Consider the following 21,222-nt stretch of genomic DNA (forward strand, 5'->3'; position numbering starts at 1 on the left):
TCGTACGGCCGTCCCTACCGACGCGCCGCCCCTTATCTCACCTTTTTTCCGTCACGAAGTCCCGAAGTGGGTACCTCCATGTCTCAAACAGCCCAGAAGGCGTCCGGCGCGACCGGCATTCCCGATCCCAACCGCTGGAAGGCCCTGGCGTTCATCGCCATCGCCCAGCTCATGGTCGTCCTCGACGCGACCATCGTGAACATCGCGATGCCCTCCGCCCAGCAGGACCTCGGCATCTCCGACGGCAACCGGCAGTGGATCGTCACCGCCTACGCCCTTGCCTTCGGTGGTCTGCTGCTCTTCGGCGGCCGGATCGCCGACCTGTGGGGCCGTAAGCGCGCCTTCGTCACCGGTCTGGGCGGCTTCGCCGTGGCCTCCGCGCTCGGTGGCGCGGCCACCAACGAGGCGATGATGTTCGGCGCCCGCGCGCTCCAGGGCGCGTTCGGCGCGCTGCTCGCGCCCGCCGCGCTCTCGCTGCTCGCCGTGATGTTCACGGACGCGAAGGAGCGCGCCAAGGCGTTCGGCATCTACGGCGCGATCGCCGGTGGCGGCGGCGCCGTCGGTCTGATCCTCGGCGGGTTCCTCACCGAGTACCTGGACTGGCGCTGGACGTTCTTCGTCAACATCCCGTTCGCGATCGTCGCCGCGGCCGGCGCGTACTTCGTCATCCGTGAGCCGGAGGGCGGCCGCAACCGTTCCGCGCTCGACATCCCGGGCGTCGTCCTGTCCACGCTCGGTCTGGTCTCGCTGGTCTACGGCTTCACCCGCGCCGAGTCGGACGGCTGGAGCGACTCCGTGACCGTCGGCATGTTCGTCGCCTCGGCGGTGCTGCTGGCCGCGTTCGTGGTCGTCGAGTCGAAGGTCAAGGCCCCGCTGCTGCCGCTGCGGGTCATCACCGAGCGCAACCGCGGCGGTGTCTACCTCTCCCTCGGCCTCGCGATCATCGCGATGTTCGGCCTGTTCCTCTTCCTCACCTACTACCTCCAGATCGTGAAGGGCTACTCGCCGGTCAAGACCGGCTTCGCCTTCCTGCCGATGATCGCGGGCATGATCACGGGCTCCACCCAGATCGGCACCCGGCTGATGACCCGGGTCGCACCGCGGCTGCTGATGGGCCCGGGCTTCCTGGTCGCCGCGCTCGGCATGCTGTTCCTGACCCGTCTGGAGATCGGTTCCTCGTACGCGGCCGTCCTGCTGCCGGCGATGCTGCTGCTCGGCCTCGGTATGGGTACGGCGTTCATGCCGGCGATGTCCCTGGCCACGTACGGCATCGAGCCGCGTGACGCCGGTGTCGCCTCCGCGATGGTCAACACCTCGCAGCAGGTGGGCGGCGCGATCGGCACCGCCCTGCTGAACACGATCGCCGCGTCCGCGACGACGGCGTACATCAAGGACCACATCGCCTCCGCCACCTCGCGGCCGCAGCAGCAGCTCGTGCAGTTGGAGGGCATGGTCGAGGGCTACACCAGCGCGATCTGGTTCGCCGTCGGGATCCTGGTGGCCGCCGCGGCGATCGCCTTCACCCTCGTCAACGCCGGCAAGCCCGACCTGGGCGCGGGCGCGACGGCCGGTTCGGGCGACCAGGAGGCCGAGGGCGCGGTGCCGGTGATGGCCCACTGATCCTCTGAGATCCTCTGAAGGACCTGCTCCAGGCCCTGTCGTCAGGACCTAGCGGAGCCAGGGCAGGTCCGCACCCGCTTCGTTGGGCTGGAGTCCCTCGGCGACGATCTCCATGATCTCGCCGAGGGACTTCTGCTGTTCGGGGGTGAGCCGGTCGAAGAGCGCGGCGCGGACGACGGCGACATGGCCGGGCGCGGCCCGCCCGAGGACCTCCAGGCCCTGGTCGGTCAGGACGGCGAACTGGCCGCGCTTGTCGGAGGGGCAGTCCTCGCGGCGCACCCAGCCGTTCTTCTCCAGGCGGGCGACGGCGTGCGAGAGACGGGACCGGGTGATCTTCGCGTCCATGGCCAGCTCGGTCATCCGCAGCCGGCGCCCGGGGGACTCGGCGAGCTTGACCAGCAGGCCGTAGTAGATGTGCGGCATGCCCGCGTCCCGCTGGAGCTGGCGGTCGAGGTGGTCCTCCAGGAGGGTGGTGGCATGGAGGTAGGACCGCCAGACGAGCTGTTCCTCGGCGGTGAGCCACTGGGGCCCGTCGGCGGACGCGTTCTTCATGTACTCCACCACTTCACTGTGTAGACGGCTCCTCCTTGAACTTTAAACCAATCAGGCGTACGTTGTCCCGTGTAGACGTTTTAGTTTTCAAGCAAACTCGGGAAAAGGGGTGGCCGTCATGTCCGCCGTATCTCAGGTGCCCGCGGAGCGTATGCCCGCCCTGTATCTCAGCCACGGCGCCCCGCCGCTCGCCGACGACCCGGTCTGGCCCGGTGAACTCGCCGCCTGGTCCGCCGGACTGCCCCGCCCCAAGGCGATCCTCATGGTCTCCGCCCACTGGGAGGAGGCCCCCCTCGCCCTCGGCGCGGTCGACCCCGTCCCCCTGGTCTACGACTTCTGGGGCTTCCCCGAGCACTACTACCGGGTGACGTACGGCGCCCCCGGCGCGCCCGCGCTCGCCGAGAGCGTCCGCAAGCTGCTGCGCGCCCCCGGGGTTCCCGTACAGGACATCCCCGACCGCGGCCTGGACCACGGCGCGTACGTGCCGCTCGTCGAGATGTTCCCGGACGCCGACATCCCCGTGCTCCAGATCTCGATGCCGACCCTCGACCCGGTCGCGCTCATGGACATCGGCCGCAAGCTGGCGCCCCTGCGCGACGAGGGCGTCCTGATCGTCGGCTCCGGGTTCTTCACCCACAACCTCGCCGCGCTGCGGCACAGCGGGGTGCCGAGCTGGTCGGCGGAGTTCGACGACTGGGGACGGCGGGCCATGGAGGACCGTGACTGGGACTCCCTGCTCGACTTCCTGCACAAGGCCCCGGCCGGCCGGTACGCCCACCCGCGCACCGAGCACTTCGCGCCGCTCTTCGTGACCATGGGCGCGGCGGAGGTCGTCGGCGAGCTGGACACGCAGAAGTCGGTGATCGACGGGTTCTGGATGGGGCTGGCGAAGAGGTCGGTGCAGTTCGGCTGAGCGGCCTCACCCGGCTTCGTGCCTCACAGCTCCTTCTCGTACCAGGCCACGTCCCAGTACCGGCCGAACTTGCGGCCCACCTCGCGGTACGTACCGACGTACCGGAAACCGAAGCGTTCGTGCAGCCGCACGGACGCTTCGTTCGGCTGGGCCACGCCCGCGTACGCCCGGTGCAGGTCCTCCCCGGCCAGCGCCGCGAAGAGCGCCTTGTAGAGGAGCGTGCCGACGCCGCGGCCGCCCGCGTCCGGGCGGAGGTACACCGACACCTCCACCGACGTCGAGTAGGCGGCCTTCGGCCGGTAAGGGCTGGATGTGGCGTACCCCAGAATTTCCTGTGAGTCCGCGCACACGGCAACCAACAGGCGATACGGGCCGTCTTCAGGGTGGGAGAGCAGCCAAGGGCGGCGCTCTTCCGGAGTGAGAACCGCGGTATCGAATGTGATGGGCGTCTCACGTACGTAGTGGTTGTAGAGGGCCGTGAGGACATCGAGGTCCGCCTCGACTCCCGGCCTGACCTGCACCTCTGTACGTTCCGACGACATCGTGCCTCCTCGTGTGGCCGGGCAGGGTACTGCATGATCAGGAAAATCGGGGTGCGGGTTGGGAATTCTGTCCTGATTCCAGTCGTTGTTTCCATCAGATGCAGGGCACCCGAGCAGAGTCCCGGTGAGAGTCCGGGGACGGCCTGAGCGAGTGCCCCGTGTCCACGGACCACCCGCTGACCCCACCATCGCAAGGGAGCACGCATGGCAACCCGTGCCGTCGCCCGTCGTAAGTCCGCCACCGGCGAGACGGCCGACGCGGCAAGCAGTGTTCGCGTCCACGGCGGCGAAATCGCCGACCGCGATCTGGTCGGCATGTATCTCGACGAGATCGCGCGCACACCGCTGCTCGACGCCGCCAAGGAGGTCGAGCTGTCACAGATCATCGAGGCGGGTGTGTTCGCGCGGCAGGTCCTCGACGGATTCGAGGAGTCGAAGGCCGACGCGACCCGCGAGGAGTTGGAGGCCCTGGTCGCCGCCGGTGAGCGCGCCAAGGACGTCTTCATCCGCTCCAACCTCCGTCTGGTCGTCGCGGTCGCCCGCCGGTACCCCCGCAGCGGTCTGCCCCTGCTGGACCTGATCCAGGAGGGCAACGCCGGCCTGGTGCGCGCCGTCGAGAAGTTCGACTACCGCAAGGGCTTCAAGTTCTCGACGTACGCCACCTGGTGGATCCGCCAGGCGATCACGCGCTCGATAGCGGACCAGTCGCGCACCATCCGGCTCCCCGTCCACCTCGTGGAGGAGCTGGGCCGGATCCGCCGTGTGCAGCGGGAGTTCAACCGCGAGCACGGCCGCGACCCGGAGCCCGCGGAGATCGCCGCCGAGCTGGGCTCCACGCCCGAGCGCGTCGTCGACGTCCTCGACTGGGCCCGTGACCCGGTCTCGCTCAACATGTCGGTCGACGACGAGGGCGAGACGCAGTTCGGCGACCTGCTGGAGGACACGTCCGCGGTCTCGCCCGAGCAGTCCGTCCTCACGCTGCTGCGCAGCGAGGAACTCGACGGCCTGATCGAGCGCCTCGACCCCCGCACCGCGTCCATCATCAAGATGCGGTACGGCATCGACGACGGCCGGGAGCGCACGCTCACCGAGGTCGGCAAGGAGCACGGACTGACCCGGGAGCGGATCCGGCAGATCGAGAAGCACGCGCTGCTGGAGCTGAAGAAGCTCGCGCGGGACACCGGGTTCGAGGCGGCGGCGTAGGGCGAGCCGAAGCGCTGTCGCGGGCAAGTGGGGCGAAGTGCGGCCGGCCCTGGGCTGGCCGTGCCCGCCCGCGTGCGCCAGGTGGCGAAAGCCCGCGCGAACATGGCGATACAACGCCGCTTCAAGCGGCGGGACGGGGGGAACATGACTTCAAGGCACGGGAGTTCGGGCGTTCGGACCCCGCAGCCGGTCCGGTGAGTACCGTTCGATGAGTACTGCTCGATGAGTACCGCTCGATCCACTTGATCTGCCCGATCCGCTCGACCGAGTACAAGTACCGCGTACGAGAACCCACTTGAGCCACGTCCCGGAGCACATCCCCCCCCGGCGCCGGGACTTTCCCCGAGTCGGGCTTCGGCGCCCCTCCCCCTGGGTGCCGGGGCCCGGCTCGTTCTCATGGATGGCGAGCTTATGGATAGTGAGCTCATGGATTGCGAGCGGAAAGGCGGGCAACCCGCGGGCGCGCCGAAGAAGACGGGGCACCCCGTACCTGAACCACGGGGTGGCCCGCCCGAATGGCAGATTGTGCCACATGGGCATAGCCTGCCGAGGTGATCAGCTCCACCCCCGCCTCGGCTTCGCTGACCGAGCGGCGCAAAGCGGCCACCCGGATGGAGATCGCCCGGGCAGCGGCCGGCCTGTTCGTCAACCGCGGCCTCAAGGCCACCCGCGCCGAGGACATCGCGCAGGCCGCGGGTATCGCCCCGCGCACCTTCTACCGGTACTTCGCGACCAAGGAGGAGGCCGTCGCCCCGCTCTACGCGGCGGGCGCCGACCGCTGGGCGGAAGCGGTCCGCGAGGCCCCGGCGGAACTCCCCGTGCCGGAAGCCCTGGAACATGCCGTACGGCACACCCTGGTCCCCGGCCGGATGGTGTCGGCGTCGTCCTGGGAATGGGTGCGCACCTTGATCCGGTTGGCCGGAACCAGCCCCGCCCTCGGCAAGGTGTGGGCGGAGGTCTGCCACACCTCGGAGACCACGCTCGCCGAGGTGTTGGTGGGCAGGGCGGAGCAGCACGCCGAGCAGGCTGAGGGGGCCGAAGAGGTCGAAGAGGCTGCGGAGGGTGTCGCCGTGGGGCCGCATCAGCTCTTCGCCGCGGCCGTCGTCAGCGCCGCCGTCCGTGTCGCCGTGGAGAGCTGGGCCGCCACCGATCTCCCGCCCAGCGGAGCACAGGGCCCGGCGGAACGGGCACTGCGGAACCTGCGGGCGCTCCGGGGGTTCGCGTGGACCGAGGGTGACACCGACGCCGACAGAGACGCCTCCTAGCCCTGGAGATCCGGCTCCTGGCCCCGGAGGTCCGGCGCCCCCGCCCGAGCCAGCCTCCCGCCCAGTTCCCGTACGCACTCCGTCAGCGCCACCGGCTCCCGGACCGTGAACTCGCAGCCCAGCAGGGCCAGTCGCATCGCCACCCACTCCAGGGGATCACTGGTCGACGCGCGCAGCCGGCAGCCGTCGCCACCGTCACCGATGTCCTCGGGGCGTCCCAGCCACGCCGGGAGCCGGGCGGCGACCCACTCCGCCGGTGCCGCGAAGGTGACGTCGTACGTGTACTCGTTCGCGTCGGGGCGCCGGTGGATCGACCGTCGCAGATACTCGGCGGCGCTGCCGGTGGGCAGCTCGCGCGGGATGAAGCGGGCGCCGGTGGCGAACGGGTCGCTCACGCGGTCCACGCGGAACGTGCGCCAGTCGCCGCGATCGAGGTCGTAGGCCACGAGGTACCAGCGGCGGCCGGTCGACACCAGCCGGTACGGCTCGGTGAGGCGGCGGGACTCGATGCCGTCCTTGGCGCGGTAGCCGAACCGCAGCCGCTCCTGCCCGGCCACCGTCGAGGCGATGACGGTCAGTGTCTCGGGGGCGATGCTCGCACCGTCACCGCTGGTCAGCGGGGTCGTCGCGGCCTGGAGGGTGGAGACGCGGTGGCGCAGCCGGGCCGGCAGGACCTGCTCCAGCTTGGCCAGCGCGCGCACGGACGCCTCGTCCACGCCCTCCAGCGCGTGCCCGGCGCCGGCGCGCAGGCCGACCGCGATCGCCACCGCCTCCTCGTCGTCGAGCACCAGGGGCGGCATCGCCTTGCCCGCGACCAGCCGGTATCCGCCGTCCGAGCCCTTGGTCGCCTGGACGGGATAGCCGAGTTCGCGCAGCCGGTCGATGTCCCGCCGAACCGTACGGCGGGAGACGCGCAGCCGGTCGGCCAGTTCGCCGCCGGGCCATTCACGGGGTGTCTGGAGGAGGGAGAGGAGCTGGAGCAGCCGGGCCGGGGTGTCCGTCGTCATGAGTTCGAGGATGCCGTACCACTAGGACATGATCTGACCTAATGAGGATCTAGGTTTGTTCCATGACCTCCACCGAAACCCCTTCGGACCTCGGCGCTGGCTCCGCGCCGGACCGTCGTCGCTGGTTCGCCCTGGCGATCGTGATGACCGCGGCCTTCATGGACCTCGTCGACGTCACGATCGTCAACATCGCGATCCCGTCCATCAAGGCGGAGGCCGGCGCCTCCGAGAGCCAGATCCAGTGGATAACCGCCGGCTACGCGCTCGCCTTCGCCGCGGGCCTGATCACCGGCGGGCGGCTCGGCGACATCCACGGCCGCAAGCGGCTGTTCCTGCTCGGCATCGGCGGCTTCACCCTGGCCTCCGCGCTCTGCGGCTTCGCCGCCAACCCCGAGATGCTGGTCGCCTCCCGCATCCTCCAGGGCGGTATGGCGGCGCTGATGGTGCCGCAGGTGCTGTCGATCGTGCACGCCACGTTCCCGGCGCACGAACGCGGCAAGGTCTTCGGGCTGTTCGGCGCGATCGTCGGTCTCGGGGCGGTGTCCGGTCCGCTGCTCGGCGCGCTGCTGACGGAGTGGAACCTGTTCGGGCTGGAGTGGCGGCCGATCTTCCTCATCAACCTGCCCGTCGGCATCGCCGGTCTGATCCTCGGCAGCCGTTTCATCACCGAGTCCAAGGCGCCGAAGGCGCTCAAGCTCGACCTCGTCGGTGTCGCGCTCGTGACGCTCGGCATGCTGATGCTGATCTACCCGCTCACCCGGGGCCGCGAGCTGGGCTGGCCGCTGTGGGGGCACCTGATGATGGCCGGGTCGCTGGTGGTGTTCGGGGCGCTCGTCGCGTACGAGCGGCGCAAGGGCGCGCGGGACGGCTCGCCGCTGATCGAACTCTCCCTCTTCCGGGTGAAGAGCTTCGCCGCGGGCATCGCCGTGCAGACCGTCTTCGGGATCGGCCTCGGCATCTTCTTCCTGGTGTGGACGCTGTACATGCAGATCGGCCTGGGCTGGAGCCCGCTGCGCGCCGGTCTGACCGGGGTGCCGTTCTCGATCGCCGTCTCCACGGCCGCCGGACTGTCCGTCCAGAAGCTGGTGCCGCGGTTCGGCCGCAAGGTGCTCCAGGCGGGCGCGCTGACCATGGCCGCCGGTGTCCTGCTCTACCTCTGGGAGTCCGACCACTACGGCCTCGGCATCGCCTCCTGGCAGATGGCGCTGCCCCTGATCGTGATGGGCGTCGGCATGGGCCTGATCGTGGCGCCGCTGACGGACGCGGTGCTGTCGGAGGTGCCGCGCGAGCACGCCGGTTCGGCGTCCGGGCTGATCAACACCGTGCAGCAGATGGGCAACGCGCTCGGTCTCGGCCTGGTGTCCGTCGTCTTCTTCGGCGAGATCGGCGACCGGCTGACCCGCTCCGAGGTGGGCCCCGCCTTCGCCAACGCCTTCGAGCACGCCCTCGGGTGGGTGGCCGCGGTGATGGCGGTCATCTTCCTGCTGATGTTCGCCCTGCCGAAGCGGCCGGCGCAGCATCTGGAGGGAGGCGCGGACGACGGTTCCGGGACCGCCCCCGCCAAGGAGCGGGAGGGCGCGCTCGCGGGCTGAGCGTTCACGTGTGAACGCTCGCGCGCCACGACCGTCGAAGGGCCCGGTGTCTACGGACGCCGGGCCCTTCCGCGCGCGTGGGCGGGGAGTGGGGCGCGAAAGTCCGTTCATGTCCGAACCGGGCCCGAACCTGTTTACTTTCCGGAAATCCGGGCGTAGCCTCCGAGTGAAACCACAAGTTCGGGCATCGAACACAGATGAACGGAAGGCGGGCGGACATGTACGCACCGGAGCGGCAGCAGGAGATCCTGCGGCTCGCCCGTGAGGGCGGCCGGGTGGACGTCCTGTCGCTGGCCGAGGAGTTCCAGGTCACGGCGGAGACGATCCGCCGCGACCTGAAGGCCCTCGACCGGGCCGGTCTGGTGCGCAGGGTCCACGGCGGAGCCATACCGGCCGGCCGTCTCGACTTCGAGCCCGACCTCGCCGAACGCGAGGGCACCTCCACCGACGAGAAGGACCGCATCGCCAAGGCGGCCCTCACGGAACTGCCCGCCGAGGGCACGCTGATCCTCGACGCCGGTACGACCGTCGCCCGGCTGGCCGCGGCCCTCCCGCTGGAGGCCGAGCTGACCGTCGTCACGCACAGCCTGCCCATCGCGGCCCGGCTGGCCGACCACCCGGGCATGCAGCTCCATCTCATCGGGGGGCGCGTGCGCCACCGTACGCGCGCCGCCGTGGACGCCTGGGCGCTGCGCGCGTACGGCGAGATCCGCGCCGACGTGCTGTTCCTCGCCGCCAACGGCTTCTCCGTCGAGCACGGGCTGACCACCCCGGACCTCGCCGAGGCCGCGGTGAAGCGGGCGGCCGTCGCCGCCGCACGCCGCGTGGTGCTGCTCGCCGACTCCTCCAAGCACGGGCAGGAGCACTTCGCCCGCTTCGGGGACCTGGCCGACGTGGACCTCCTGATCACCGACAGCGGGCTGAGCCCCGAGGACGCGGCCGCGATCGAACGCGGCGGCACGGAAGTAGTACGAGCATGAGCGAGACGAGCATGAGCGGGACCGGCACGGGTGGGACCGGCACGAGTGGGACCGGCACGACTGGGACCGGCGGCGGCGTGATCCTCACCGTCACCCCCAACCCCTCCCTCGACCGCACCTACGAGGTCCCCGCCCTCGACCGCGGCGAGGTCGTCCGGGCCACCGGTGAGCGGATGGACCCGGGCGGCAAGGGCGTGAACGTCTCCTGCGCCGTGGCGGCCGCCGGACGGCGCACGGTCGCCGTCCTGCCCCTGGGCGGTGCGCCCGGCGCACTCGTCGCCGAACTGCTCGACGCGCAGGGCATCGAGGTCGCGCCGGTGCCGGTCGCGGGCGCCACCCGGTCGAACATCGCGCTCGCCGAACCCGACGGCGTCCTCACGAAGATCAACGCACCCGGCCCGGAACTGACCGCGGCCGAACAGGAACTGCTGCTGGACACCGTGCGCGAGCAGTCGCGCGGCGCCGACTGGATCGCCTGCTGCGGCAGCCTGCCCCGCGGCCTCGCACCCTCCTGGTACGCCGAGGTCGTCGCCCGGGCGCACGCCGGGGGCGCGCGGATCGCCCTCGACACCTCGGGGCGCGCCCTTCTGGAAGCGCTGCGGGAACGGCCCGACGTGGTCAAGCCGAACGCCGAGGAACTCGCGGAAGCCGTCGGACGCCCCCTGGCGACGGTCGGGGACGCGGTGAAGGCAGCGGAGGAACTGCGCGCGATGGGCGCCCGCGCCGTGCTCGCGAGCCTGGGCGCCGACGGCCAGCTCCTGGTGGAGGACACGGGCACCTGGTTCGCGAGCGCGCGGGTCGACGTCGTCCGCAGCAACGTCGGCGCCGGGGACTCCTCGCTCGCCGGGTTCCTCGTCGCCGGCGGGCGCGGTCCGGGGGCGCTGGTCTCCGCCGTCGCGCACGGAGCGGCGGCCGTCCAGCTTCCCGGCAGCGTGATGCCGACCCCGGACGATCTGGACCCGGCGGCGGTGACGGTCACGGCGGAGATCCCGACGGACCGCGAGCTGAGGGAGCCGGTGCTATGACGCCGCCCCTGCTGTTACTCCCCGCGCGGTGCGGCGCCCTGACCGCCGGCACTCCCACCCGCCTCTGCCCCCTCCCCTTCCCCCTTGCTTCCCCCCACCCCACCCCCGTCCCCACCCTCGCCCTCCCCACATCCCGGGCGATACGCGTGCGAAGGAGCTCGCGATGAGCGACATGATCACCGCGGACCTGGTCGATCTCGACCTGTCCGCCGAGACCAAGGAAGCGGCGGCCCGGTCGCTCGCCGCACGCATGGTGGCCCTGGGCCGGGTGACCGACCTCGACGGCTTTCTGGCCGACGTGGCCGCCCGTGAGGCCCAGATGCCCACCGGCCTCGACGGCGGCATCGGCATCCCGCACTGCCGCAGCGAGCACGTCACCGAGCCGACGCTCGCCTTCGGGCGCAGCGCCGCCGGCATCGACTTCGGCGCGGCGGACGGCCCCGCCGACCTGATCTTCCTCATCGCCGCGCCCGCCGGTGCCGACGACGCGCACCTCACGATCCTGTCCTCCCTGGCCCGGCAGTTGATGAACAGCGAGTTCACCGACGCGCTGCGCTCCGCGGACGACGCGGCGACGGCGGCGGCGCTGATCCGCGGGGACGAGACCCCCGAGGCGGAAGCCGCTTCCGAGGACTCCGTGGCGGCGTCGGCGGCGGCCTCCGCCGACGCCGCCACGGCCACCACACCCGACAGGCCCTCCGAACCCGCGCCGCCGTCCCCCGCGCGGCCCTTCCGGATCGTCGCCGTCACCTCCTGCCCCACCGGTATCGCCCACACCTACATGGCCGCCGAGTCCCTGGAGAACGCGGGCCGGGACGCGGGCGTCGAGGTGACCGTCGAGACCCAGGGCTCGGCCGGCTTCACCCGTCTCGACCCGGCCGTGATCGCCGCCGCGGACGGCGTGGTCTTCGCCCACGACGTCCCCGTACGCGAGAAGGAACGCTTCGCCGGGAAGCCCACCATCGACGTCGGGGTGAAGGCGGGCATCAACCGTCCCGCCGAGCTGATCGCCGAAGTGCGGGCCAAGGCCGAACGCGGCGAGGTCACGGCCGACGCCGCCCCCGGCACCCCGGTGGAACGCGCCGGCGACTCCTCCGAGGGCTACGGCACCAAGCTCCGCAAGTGGCTGATGTCCGGCGTCAGTTACATGGTCCCGTTCGTCGCCGCCGGCGGTCTGCTGATCGCCCTCGGCTTCGCGATCGGCGGCTACGAGATCAACAAGGCGCCGTCGGTCATGGACCACTTCACGTGGACCCAGGCCGACAGTTGGGCCGCGCTGCTCTTCCAGATCGGCGTCGTCTCCTTCGGCTTCCTGGTGCCGGTCCTCGCCGGGTACATCGCCTACGGCATGGCCGACCGGCCAGGGCTCGTCCCGGGCTTCGTCGGCGGCGCGATCTCCGTCACCATCAACGCGGGCTTCCTCGGCGGACTCGCCGCCGGTCTGATCGCCGGTGGCGTGGTGCTGTCGATCCAGAAGGTGCGGATCCCGGCGGCGGTGCGCGGCATCATGCCGGTGGTGGTGATCCCGCTGATCTCCTCGGCGATCGTCGGGTTCCTGATGTTCGTCGTCATCGGCAAGCCCATCGCCTCCGCGCAGAAGGCCCTCACCGACGGTCTGAACGACCTCACCGGCACCAACGCCATCCTGCTGGGCGCCCTGCTCGGCCTGATGATGTGCTTCGACCTCGGCGGCCCCGTCAACAAGGTCGCCTACACCTTCGCCACCGCCGGTATCGCGGTCGCCAGCCCGAGCGACTCCGCGATGAAGATCATGGCCGCGGTGATGGCGGCCGGTATGGTCCCGCCGCTGGCGATGGCCCTGGCCACCACCGTGCGCGGCAAGCTCTTCACCCGGACCGAGCGCGAGAACGGCAAGGCCGCCTGGGTCCTGGGCGCCTCCTTCATCTCCGAGGGCGCGATCCCGTTCGCGGCGGCCGACCCGCTGCGGGTCATCCCGGCCTCGATGGCGGGCGGCGCGGTCACCGGCGCCCTGTCGATGGCCTTCGGCGCCACCCTGCGCGCCCCGCACGGCGGCATCTTCGTGGTCCCGCTGATCGGCAACCCGTTCCTCTACCTGGTCGCCATCGCGGCCGGTGTCTGTGTCACGACCGCCCTGGTCGTCGCCCTCAAGGGCCTGCGCAAGCCGGTCCCGGGCGGCATCGGCCCGGCGGCGGCCGGGGACGGCGCGGGCGCGATATCCGCGCAGAGCGGGCAGAGCAAGCAGCCGGTGGCGGCGTGACGGCCGAACCGCGCTGTTACAACTGATTCGCTCCGTACAGGGCATTGGCGTGACCTGTACTACCTGCGAGATACATCACGGTCCGGGGTGAAAGCCCCGGACCGTGGTGTCTACTGGACCGCATGCCGCTGCACCTCACGATCTCCCAGTTGACGGGGATGACCTTCCTCGCCCTGGCCTCCATCGCCTGGCTGATCGGTATGAACCGCATGCTGCGCCGCTTCCGGGAGGAGGCCGCGGCGAACTCCGCGCGGGCCGCCCGCCCCGCGCACCCGGCGTACCCCACGCCCACGCTGCCCGCGCTGCCGAGCCAGCTCCAGCCGGGCCCGCACCGCGAGGCCGTCGAACTGACCCCCGCCGAACAGGACGCCTTCGCCGGCCTCGTACGGCAACTCGGCGACGGCCGCCCGGACCCCGCCTCCGGCTAGCGAAGCCCCGCCGGAGGGCCCCACAGCCCCCACAGCCCCCACAGCCCCACAGCTTCTACGGCACCTGCGCCGCCCGCCGTTCCATCGCCTCGCGGGCCTCCGCCTCGGTCGGGTAGACCTCGCACATGTGCCGTCCGTCGGGCGTCGCCGTGTGCTCGACCTCCCACAGGGAGATCTCCCGGCCGTCCCGCAGCAGGAACGCGTGCTCGTAGAGCGCGAAGCCCAGCCCGATACGCCCCGCCCGGCACGGCCGCCCGAACGCCTGCGTGATCTGGTGCGCGAACGCCGTCGTCAGCAGCGCCGCCGTGTCCGCGCCCGGGCAGTCGGAGTTCTCCGCGCGGCGCAGCAGCCGGCGGGCGTGGTCCGCCGAGTCGTCCGGCACATACACATGCCGGGGCGCGCGGACCGGGGCCAGTGACACCATCACCGGAAGCTCGAAGTCCGGCGCGTCCTGGGGGAGCGGCAGCCGGGCCGTGGCGGTGCGCAGCTCCTCCTCGTCGACATACACCTCGTGCTGCGGCTCGCTGCCGAGGGCGGTGTTGTGGACCAGCTCCCACAGGGTGAGCGCGCAGCCGTCGGCCAGCAGCCAGGTGTGCCGGTAGGTCTCGCGGTGCAGTCCCGCGCTGTGGTGCGCGGAGTGCAGCGAGCTGTCGTGGGCGAGCGCGCAGTCGAGCCGCCTTATCGTGTCGTCCGGCAGCTCGAACGAGTTCAGGGCGCGACCCAGGAGTCGCGCGAGGTGCTCCTCCGGAGACTCGGGCGACTCGGCTGGTTCGTACGCTGCGGTCTCGTACGGAACGCTCAAGGCTTCTCCCGGCGTTGCTGCATGTCACCTTGTGGGTGCATACCGTAGCCCCTCGGTCGGACATCGCGTCCTGGAACCGAGAAAACGTACACCGGGAAAACGGCCGGGCCGCGCGAAATGTTCCCGCGCGGCCCGACGATCTGTCAGAAATGGCCGGTCGAAGGCCCGTTCCTGGTCAGCCCCTGGTCAGCCCCGTGCTCGGCTTCCCGGCCTCCCGGTCAGCCGGCGCTGCCGGCCGTCCACTCGGCCCACGACATGTTCCAGCCGTTGAGCCCGTTGTCCGGCGCCACCGTCTTGTCCGGGGAGTTCTTCACGATCACCACGTCGCCGATCAGCGAGTTGTCGTAGAACCACTTGGCCGGGGTGTCGCCCTGCGCGCCCTGCGCGTCCGCCAGGCCCACACAGCCGTGGCTGGTGCCCTCCCGGCCGAACGGCGGATTGCCCTTGTTGTACCAGTAGTTGCCGTGGATGAAGGTGCCGGACTGCGTCAGACGCATCGCGTGCGGCACGTCCGGGATGTCGTACTCCCCGCCCAGCCCGACCGTCTGGCTGTTCATCCGGGTCTGCGGGAACATCTCCGAGATCACCATCTGGCCGTTGTACGTGGTGTGCTGCGCGCTGCCCGAGGAGATCGGCACCGACTTCAGCGTCTGCCCGTCCCGCACCACCGTCATGGTCTGCGTGTTCACGTCGACCGTGGAGACCTGGGAGCGCCCGATGGTGAAGGTCACCGTCTTCTTCTGCACACCGAAGACGCCGTTGGCGCCCTCCACGCCGTCCAGGTCGATCTTCATCGTGACCTTGGAGCCGGCCTTCCAGTACTCCTCGGGCCGGAAGTCCAGCCGCTGCTCCCCGAACCAGTGCCCGGCGACCTTCTGACCGCTGCTGGAGGTGACCTTGATGTGCGACTGCACGGCCTTCTTGTCGCTGATCGCCTTGTCGAAGGTGAACGACACCGGCATCCCGACCCCGACCGTCGTGCCGTTGTCCGGGCTGTAGGTGCCGATGAAGCTGTCGGACGTGGTGACCGTGGTGAAGATCGAGTTGGCGGCGGCCGTCTTGCCGTTCGAGTCCTTCGCGGTCGCCGAGATCTCGTACTTCGTGCCGCGCTCCAACTGCTCCTTCGGCTTCCAACTGGAGCCGTCCGCCGACAGGGTGCCCGGCACGGACTCGCCGCCGCCCGCCACCGTCATCCTGACCTCGGTGAGCCGGCCGTCGCTCACCTTCACACCCGTCGTGTTGATCGACGCACCCGTCGACCCGTCCTTCGCGGAGATCACGATCTTCGCGGTGGACGTCTTGGCGGCCGACCCGCCCTTGGAGTCGTCCTTCCCGGCGTCGGCACTGCCGCCGCAGGCGGTGAGGGTCAGTGCGCCGATCACCAGGGCGGCACAGGCCCCCAGGGTGCGCCGCGCTGCTATGTCCGGCGTTGTCACGGGCTGCTCCAGCTTCGTGTGATGTGCGGAAATCCGGTGTGATCCGCTCCAGTACGTGGAGAAGGAGGGGTCGTGCCGCCGGACGGGTTCCCTCCCGGTCAGCATGAACACGATCGCGTGACAGAACCGGGACAATGACCCGGCTCGCCGCGCGCCCCCTCACCCGGCCGCCTCGGCGAAACCCCCGCCGCGCCGGGTGAGACTGACCGGCATGACAGTTGACGCTCTGACGGACGTCGCCGGTCTGCGGGTCGGCCACGCCTCGCACACCGGCGACGGTTGGCTCACCGGCACGACGGTCGTGCTCGCACCGGAGGGCGGCGCCGTCGCCGCCGTGGACGTGCGCGGCGGCGGCCCCGGCACCAAGGAGACCGACGTCCTGGACCCCCGCAACCTCGTCCAGCGCGTCGAGGCGGTCGTCCTGACCGGCGGCAGCGCCTACGGTCTGGACGCGGCCTCCGGCGTGATGGCCTGGCTGGAGGAGCAGCGCCGCGGAGTGCTCGTCGGCAAGGACCCCGCGCACGTCGTCCCGGTGGTCCCGGCGGCCTGCGTCTTCGACCTCGGCCGGGGCGGCGACTTCCGGGCCCGCCCCGACGCGGCCACCGGCCGGGCCGCGGTCGAGGCGGCCGCCGCGAGCCGGCCGGGCGCGCCCGTCCCGCAGGGCTGCGTGGGCGCCGGCACGGGTGCTCTCGTCGGACCGATGAAGGGCGGTGTCGGCAGCGCGAGCACGGTCCTCGACTCCGGGATCACGGTCGCCGCCCTGGTGGTGGCCAACGCGGCGGGCTCGGTCATGGACCCCGAGACCGGCGCGCTGTACGGCGAACTGTTCCAGGGGCGCGTGACGTACCCGGCGGCGGACGTCCACGAGGACGCGCGCCGCCGCCTCGCCGAGAGCGCCGCGAAGAACGCCCCACCGCCCCTCAACACCACCCTCGCGGTGGTCGCCACCGACGCCGACCTGACGAAGGCCCAGGCGCAGAAGCTCGCCGGCACCGCGCACGACGGCATCGCGCGCGCCGTACGCCCTGTGCACCTTCTCCACGACGGCGACACGGTGTTCGCCCTGGCCACCGGCACCCGCCCGCTCGACACCTCCCACCCGCTCGCCCTGAACGACGTCCTGGCGGCGGGCGCCGACATGGTGACCCGCGCGATCGTGCGCGCCGTCCGCGCGGCCGAGCCGACCCGGTCACAGGGCGGCGCCTGGCACTCGTACGCGGAGCTGTACGGGCCGGGGGAGACCCGGGGGAGCGGCGGGAGAAGGTGAAGGTGAGGGGAGGGCGCCGGGGCCGCGCCAGCCGACCGGGTTACCCCGCCGCCCGCGCCGCCCTCGCCCTCGACGCCGACCGGGCCGCGAGTGTCGTCCCGGTCGCCACCGCCAGGGTCGCCACCAGGCCGGCCGCGAGGACCGCCCACTCGCCGAGGAAGGTGCAGCAGATCACCAGCAGCGCGGTGACCGGCAGCACCAACTGCTGGGCCAGCCCCACCTTGTAGTGGCGGGCGTGCAGCGCCCACACGGCGAGCAGGTACAGCGCGGTCGGCAGGGTCACGGCGGCCGACGCGGACAGCGTGGAGAGATGGGCCTTGCCGACCGTCTGCTCGACCGCCACCTCCAGGCCCGCCCCGATCGCCGCGGCCGAGGCGAACACCACGTAGTGGCCGTAGCCCCACAGGAACGCCTGCCGGTTGGAGCGCAGATGGCCGTGGATGGGCACCACGAAGTAGATCCACCAGGCGGCGAAGATGATCAGCAGCCCGCCCACGGCGATCGGGAGCAGCTCGTCCAGCGCGTCGTGCTCGTCGATGCCCGTCTTCACGGCGACCGTGGCCGCCGCGATCGTCTCGCCCAGCACGATGATCGTGAACAGCCCGTAGCGTTCCGCGATGTGGTGCGGGTGCCAGGCCGTCTGGTGGCCCTTCTCGGCGAAGAGTGGCACGCACATCTCCAGCACGGCCATCACCAGGAACACCCACGGCCTGCCGCCCTCGGGCAGCACCAGCAGCCCCAGCCAGCCGACCTGGCAGAGCAGCACGCCGCCGGTGTACCGCAGCGCGGTCGTCCGTTCCGGGCCCTCGCCCGCCCGGGCCGCCCGCAGCCACTGGACGCACAGGGCGAGCCGCATGATCGCGTAGCCCAGCCAGACCGCGAGGAAGTCGTGGTCCTCGAACGCCGTCGAGACCCCGGCCGCGAGGACCAGCACACCGGCGATCTGCACGAGCGTGACGACCCGGTAGAGCACGTCGTCGTTGTCGTACGCCGAGGCGAACCACGTGAAGTTCATCCACGCCCACCAGATGGCGAAGAAGATCATCGCGTAGTTGAGGATGCCCTCCCCCGGATGCCCCTCGGCCACCGCGTGCACCAGCTCGGCGCCCGCCTGGGCGATGGCCACCACGAAGCACAGGTCGAAGAAGAGTTCCAGCGGTGTGGCGACGCGGCGTGCCTCGCCGCGTCCACGGGCGGTGAGGCGGCGCAGGGGCCTGGTGTGCTCGGGAGGGCCGGGCGGAGAGGCCGGCGGTGTGGAGCTGGGCGTCATGCGTCACAGCACAGCAGATATCCGGCCGAAAATCTCGCGGAGCGGCGCACGGCCCGGAAGGGGTCGGCGCGTCGGGAGAAGGGCTGGTCAGGAGGGTGAGGGAGGGGCCCTGGGGAGGGCGTGGACGTCGTCCGGGGGACCGGGGACCGTACCCTGGAGGCATGAGCACCCCCGCCCCCGCCGGTCCCGCCGGCTCCGACGCTCCCGAGCCGCGCGCCCCGAAGGCCGCGCTGGTCTTCGACGACCCGCTGGACCAGCAGTCCTCGGACGACACGGACCGCGGCTGGGGCGAGCGGCCCGCGCCCTCCGGGGACAGCGCCGCCGACCTCAGGCGCTTCCTCGACGAGAAGCCGCCGCACCACATCTGAAGCCGGCCGCGGATCCGGCCCGTCCGGGCCCCGCGGAGCGTTCCCCGCAGGGCCCCGAACAGCGTGGCTAGCGCCCGTCGTGGCCCGAGCCGCGCTGGGCGACCAGCGCGTCGCGGATCTCCTTGAGCACCTCCAGCTCGGTCACCTCGATCATCTCGCGGGTGCCTTCCTTCGCCTTGCGGCGGGCCTCCTGCCGGGCCAGGTACTTCGACATCGGCAGGACCATCAGGAAGTACACGACCGCCGCCGTGATCACGAACGTCAGCGTGGCGCTGAGCACCGTGCCCCACAGGATCGGGACGCCGGTGATCACCGTGCCGTCCGCCGAGACCTTGCAGGGGTCCTGGAGACAGGTGCTGTAGCCGTCGAGGTTCTTGGTGCCGATCGCGCCGACCAGCGGGTTGATGACGCCCTTCACCACCGAGTTCACGATGTTCGTGAAGGCGGCGCCGATGACCACCGCGACCGCCAGGTCCACGACGTTGCCGCGCATCAGGAAGGCTTTGAAGCCCTGAAGGATGCTCGTGTCCTTCTTCTCGCTCACCTCGGGGACACTCCTCGTCTGCACAGGTTGTGGAACGAACAGCTCCGCAACCTACGTCACCGCGTGCCGGGCGTGTCCAATTCGGTAGCACGAACGAGGTACTTGACATCACCACAAGGTCACCGCCAACCGGGCCGTCGCGCCCGCGCCCGCCAGGCGTACGGCCGTCGACCGGGGCACGGAGAGCACGATCAGCGCACCCGCGGCCGAGGACTCCAGGGGTTCCGGAACCTTCGTCACCAGGGCGCCGCGCGCGACCACTTCGGCCGCGTCCCCCGACGCCGTCCGCTCGGCGGCGATGACGTCGACCCGGTCGCCCGGCCGCAACAGCCGGACGGTGGCCGCGTCGGCGATCCGCACCGGAGCCGTCACCTTCGCCGACGACCGCGCGGACGTGGGCGGCCCTTCACGGGAGCCGGCGCCCGGTGCCGGTCCTGATTCCGACCCGGGCCCCGGATGACCCCGTGCGGGTCCTCCGTTGTGCGGGCCTGCGGCCGCCACCAGCGCGACCGCCGTGACGGCGAGACCGGCCGCGAGGGCCCGCCGCCGGTTCCGGACGAGCCGGGCCAGCCGGTACCGGCCGCCGCGGACGCGGACCGGAGCGAAGAGCGGCACTTCGCACGGCGGAGGGACCGGGTGCGAGGGAGGAGGAAGGGACAAGGGGCTCACCACCTGCGGGAACGAGGGAATCGGCCAGGCCGGCGTATCGGCCTGCGAAGCCACGATGCCCTGTCTCACCGCCGCCCGCCGAAGCCCGTGGACGACCACGTGATTGTGGATAACTCCCTCACCCGAACGAGGAGTTCCACCGCCTCGCCCGCCGCGCCCACCCCGCCCGCTGCGCCCCTGGCCGCACCCCCCGCCCTACGGCAGCACGAACCCCGGATCCATACCCCCCAACGCCCCCACGCACAGACACCCCCGCTCCCAGGCCGCCGGCAACCCGGCCACCGCGTCGAACAGCACCCCCCGCAGCCGGTCCACATTGGCCGCGAAGACCTCCAGGACCTCCTCGTGGGACACGCCCTCGCCGGACTCCGCGCCCGCGTCCAGGTCGGTGACCAGGGCCAACGACGTGTAGCAGAGTTCGAGTTCACGGGCGAGCGCCGCCTCCGGATGGCCCGTCATCCCCACCACGGACCAGCCCTGCGCCTGGTGCCACAACGATTCCGCTCGGGTCGAGAACCGCGGCCCCTCGACCACGACCAGCGTCCCGCCGTCCACCGGCTCCCACTCCCGGCCGCGCGCCGCCTTCAGCGCGACGGCGCGTCCGGTGGGGCAGTAGGGGTCGGCCAGCGACACGTGCACCACGTTGGGCACGGTCCCGTCGGGCAGCGGCAGCCCGTCGAAGTAGGTGCCGGTCCTGGACTTCGTACGGTCCACGAGCTGGTCGGGGACGAGGAGCGTGCCCGGCCCGTACTCGGGGCGCAGACCGCCCACCGCGCACGGCGCGAGCACCTGGCGCGCCCCGACCGAGCGCAGCGCCCACAGGTTGGCCCGGTAGTTGATGCGGTGCGGCGGCAGATGGTGGCCGCGTCCGTGCCGGGGCAGGAAGGCGACCCGCCGGCCGGCGATCTCACCGAGGAAGAGGGAGTCGCTGGGCGGCCCGTAGGGGGTGTCCACCTGGATCTCGGTCACGTCGTCGATGAACGAGTAGAAGCCCGAGCCGCCGATTACGCCGATCTCTGCGTTCGCCATGCCCAGCACACTAACGCGCGCCGTTCCGCGGGAAATGCCGAGGACCCCGCCGTCGTACGACGGCAGGGTCCGGGCAGCGGATCTTTACGCGGCGGAGGTACCCGCCGAGGTGCCGGCGCTCGACGACTTCGAGCCCGCGGACGACGTCGAGGACGACGAGGCCGAGGACGCCGACGAGGCGGAGGTCGACGAGTCCGAGGTGGACGTCGACGACTTCGACGCGGACGACGCCGGCGAGCTGCTCGACGAGGAGCCGCGGCTGTCGTTGCGATAGAAGCCGGAGCCCTTGAACACGATGCCGACCGCGGAGAACACCTTCTTGAGGCGGCCATGGCACGCGGGGCACTCGGTCAGTGCGTCGTCGGTGAACTTCTGCACCGCCTCGAGGCCCTCGCCGCACTCGGTGCACTGGTACTGGTAGGTCGGCACTGTCTTCCTCCTGGCACTCTCACTCGATGAGTGCTAACGACG

The 21,222-nt window shown here is 71.4% G+C and carries 21 protein-coding genes; 11 read left to right on the forward strand and 10 right to left on the reverse strand.

The features are described from left to right. Window positions 1-78 precede the first annotated feature (78 nt). Entirely contained in the window at window positions 79-1,620 is a 1,542-nt protein-coding gene (locus G6W55_RS04870; protein WP_175519501.1) for an MFS transporter, read from the forward strand. A gap of 48 nt (window positions 1,621-1,668) precedes the next feature. On the opposite strand, the gene G6W55_RS04875 is transcribed toward G6W55_RS04870, so the two are convergent. Continuing rightward, the gene (locus G6W55_RS04875) at window positions 1,669-2,172 is read right to left on the reverse strand and encodes a MarR family winged helix-turn-helix transcriptional regulator (RefSeq protein WP_175519655.1); all 504 of its coding nucleotides are present in this window, start codon (window positions 2,170-2,172) and stop codon (window positions 1,669-1,671) included. A 118-nt stretch (window positions 2,173-2,290) separates the two neighbouring features. On the opposite strand from G6W55_RS04875, the gene G6W55_RS04880 reads away from it, so the two are divergent. Then, window positions 2,291-3,085: a dioxygenase gene (locus G6W55_RS04880; protein ID WP_175519502.1), complete on the forward strand. Its 795-nt coding sequence runs from the start codon at window positions 2,291-2,293 to the stop codon at window positions 3,083-3,085. Between the two features lie 23 nt (window positions 3,086-3,108). Here the strand turns inward: G6W55_RS04880 and G6W55_RS04885 are convergent, their stop codons facing one another. Beyond that, complete coding sequence (locus tag G6W55_RS04885) at window positions 3,109-3,627, reverse strand: GNAT family N-acetyltransferase (protein WP_175519503.1); 519 nt, start codon at window positions 3,625-3,627, stop codon at window positions 3,109-3,111. Between the two features lie 204 nt (window positions 3,628-3,831). On the opposite strand from G6W55_RS04885, the gene G6W55_RS04890 reads away from it, so the two are divergent. Both G6W55_RS04890 and G6W55_RS04895 read left to right on the forward strand, forming a co-directional pair. Next, window positions 3,832-4,830, forward strand: a complete 999-nt coding sequence (locus G6W55_RS04890) for an RNA polymerase sigma factor RpoD/SigA (protein ID WP_175519504.1) — start codon at window positions 3,832-3,834, stop codon at window positions 4,828-4,830. Window positions 4,831-5,441: 611 nt separating this feature from the next. Further along, complete coding sequence (locus G6W55_RS04895) at window positions 5,442-6,095, forward strand: TetR family transcriptional regulator (RefSeq protein WP_175519656.1); 654 nt, start codon at window positions 5,442-5,444, stop codon at window positions 6,093-6,095. Here G6W55_RS04895 and G6W55_RS04900 read toward each other — a convergent pair. Next, on the reverse strand, window positions 6,092-7,102 hold the full coding sequence (locus tag G6W55_RS04900; RefSeq protein WP_175519505.1) for a YafY family protein: 1,011 nt from the start codon (window positions 7,100-7,102) through the stop codon (window positions 6,092-6,094). The genes G6W55_RS04895 and G6W55_RS04900 overlap by 4 nt on opposite strands. Window positions 7,103-7,164: 62 nt before the next feature. Between G6W55_RS04900 and G6W55_RS04905 the strand changes: the two genes are divergently transcribed. The 5 genes from G6W55_RS04905 (at window position 7,165) to G6W55_RS04925 (ending at window position 13,366) form a co-directional block, all read left to right on the forward strand. After that, entirely contained in the window at window positions 7,165-8,694 is a 1,530-nt protein-coding gene (locus G6W55_RS04905; RefSeq protein ID WP_175519506.1) for an MFS transporter, read from the forward strand. A gap of 218 nt (window positions 8,695-8,912) precedes the next feature. After that, window positions 8,913-9,674 carry a DeoR/GlpR family DNA-binding transcription regulator gene (locus G6W55_RS04910; protein WP_175519507.1) on the forward strand — a complete coding sequence of 254 codons (762 nt, stop codon included), beginning with the start codon at window positions 8,913-8,915 and terminating at the stop codon, window positions 9,672-9,674. Between the two features lie 77 nt (window positions 9,675-9,751). Further along, complete coding sequence (gene pfkB / locus G6W55_RS04915) at window positions 9,752-10,699, forward strand: 1-phosphofructokinase (RefSeq protein ID WP_030792314.1); 948 nt, start codon at window positions 9,752-9,754, stop codon at window positions 10,697-10,699. 163 nt (window positions 10,700-10,862) lie between these two features. Beyond that, entirely contained in the window at window positions 10,863-12,938 is a 2,076-nt protein-coding gene (locus G6W55_RS04920; protein ID WP_175519508.1) for a fructose-specific PTS transporter subunit EIIC, read from the forward strand. A gap of 122 nt (window positions 12,939-13,060) precedes the next feature. Then, a complete protein-coding gene (locus tag G6W55_RS04925; protein ID WP_175519509.1) occupies window positions 13,061-13,366 on the forward strand; it encodes a hypothetical protein in 306 nt (101 codons plus the stop codon). Between the two features lie 55 nt (window positions 13,367-13,421). On the opposite strand, the gene G6W55_RS04930 is transcribed toward G6W55_RS04925, so the two are convergent. Continuing rightward, window positions 13,422-14,168, reverse strand: a complete 747-nt coding sequence (locus G6W55_RS04930; RefSeq protein WP_175519510.1) for a DUF6227 family protein — start codon at window positions 14,166-14,168, stop codon at window positions 13,422-13,424. Window positions 14,169-14,386: 218 nt separating this feature from the next. Next, on the reverse strand, window positions 14,387-15,604 hold the full coding sequence (locus tag G6W55_RS04935) for an Ig-like domain-containing protein (protein WP_175519511.1): 1,218 nt from the start codon (window positions 15,602-15,604) through the stop codon (window positions 14,387-14,389). A 211-nt stretch (window positions 15,605-15,815) separates the two neighbouring features. Here G6W55_RS04935 and G6W55_RS04940 point away from each other — a divergent pair, with 211 nt between their 5' ends. Next, a complete protein-coding gene (locus G6W55_RS04940; RefSeq protein ID WP_175519512.1) occupies window positions 15,816-16,871 on the forward strand; it encodes a P1 family peptidase in 1,056 nt (351 codons plus the stop codon). Window positions 16,872-16,911: 40 nt separating this feature from the next. On the opposite strand, the gene G6W55_RS04945 is transcribed toward G6W55_RS04940, so the two are convergent. Then, window positions 16,912-18,141 carry a low temperature requirement protein A gene (locus tag G6W55_RS04945; protein ID WP_175519513.1) on the reverse strand — a complete coding sequence of 410 codons (1,230 nt, stop codon included), beginning with the start codon at window positions 18,139-18,141 and terminating at the stop codon, window positions 16,912-16,914. Between the two features lie 161 nt (window positions 18,142-18,302). On the opposite strand from G6W55_RS04945, the gene G6W55_RS04950 reads away from it, so the two are divergent. Then, complete coding sequence (locus tag G6W55_RS04950) at window positions 18,303-18,509, forward strand: hypothetical protein (protein WP_175519514.1); 207 nt, start codon at window positions 18,303-18,305, stop codon at window positions 18,507-18,509. A gap of 67 nt (window positions 18,510-18,576) precedes the next feature. Here the strand turns inward: G6W55_RS04950 and mscL are convergent, their stop codons facing one another. The 4 genes from mscL to G6W55_RS04970 form a co-directional block, all read right to left on the reverse strand. After that, on the reverse strand, window positions 18,577-19,053 hold the full coding sequence (gene mscL / locus G6W55_RS04955) for a large conductance mechanosensitive channel protein MscL (protein WP_175519515.1): 477 nt from the start codon (window positions 19,051-19,053) through the stop codon (window positions 18,577-18,579). A 108-nt stretch (window positions 19,054-19,161) separates the two neighbouring features. Next, window positions 19,162-19,668, reverse strand: coding sequence for a hypothetical protein (locus G6W55_RS04960; RefSeq protein ID WP_375372430.1), 507 nt, complete (start codon window positions 19,666-19,668; stop codon window positions 19,162-19,164). A gap of 249 nt (window positions 19,669-19,917) precedes the next feature. Next, window positions 19,918-20,751, reverse strand: a complete 834-nt coding sequence (locus G6W55_RS04965) for an S-methyl-5'-thioadenosine phosphorylase (protein WP_175519516.1) — start codon at window positions 20,749-20,751, stop codon at window positions 19,918-19,920. Window positions 20,752-20,835: 84 nt separating this feature from the next. Then, window positions 20,836-21,180, reverse strand: coding sequence for an FmdB family zinc ribbon protein (locus tag G6W55_RS04970; protein ID WP_175519517.1), 345 nt, complete (start codon window positions 21,178-21,180; stop codon window positions 20,836-20,838). Window positions 21,181-21,222: the final 42 nt, after the last annotated feature.

It is taken from the genome of Streptomyces sp. CAI-85 (genome assembly GCF_013363615.1).
GTDB lineage: Bacteria > Actinomycetota > Actinomycetes > Streptomycetales > Streptomycetaceae > Streptomyces > Streptomyces antibioticus_B.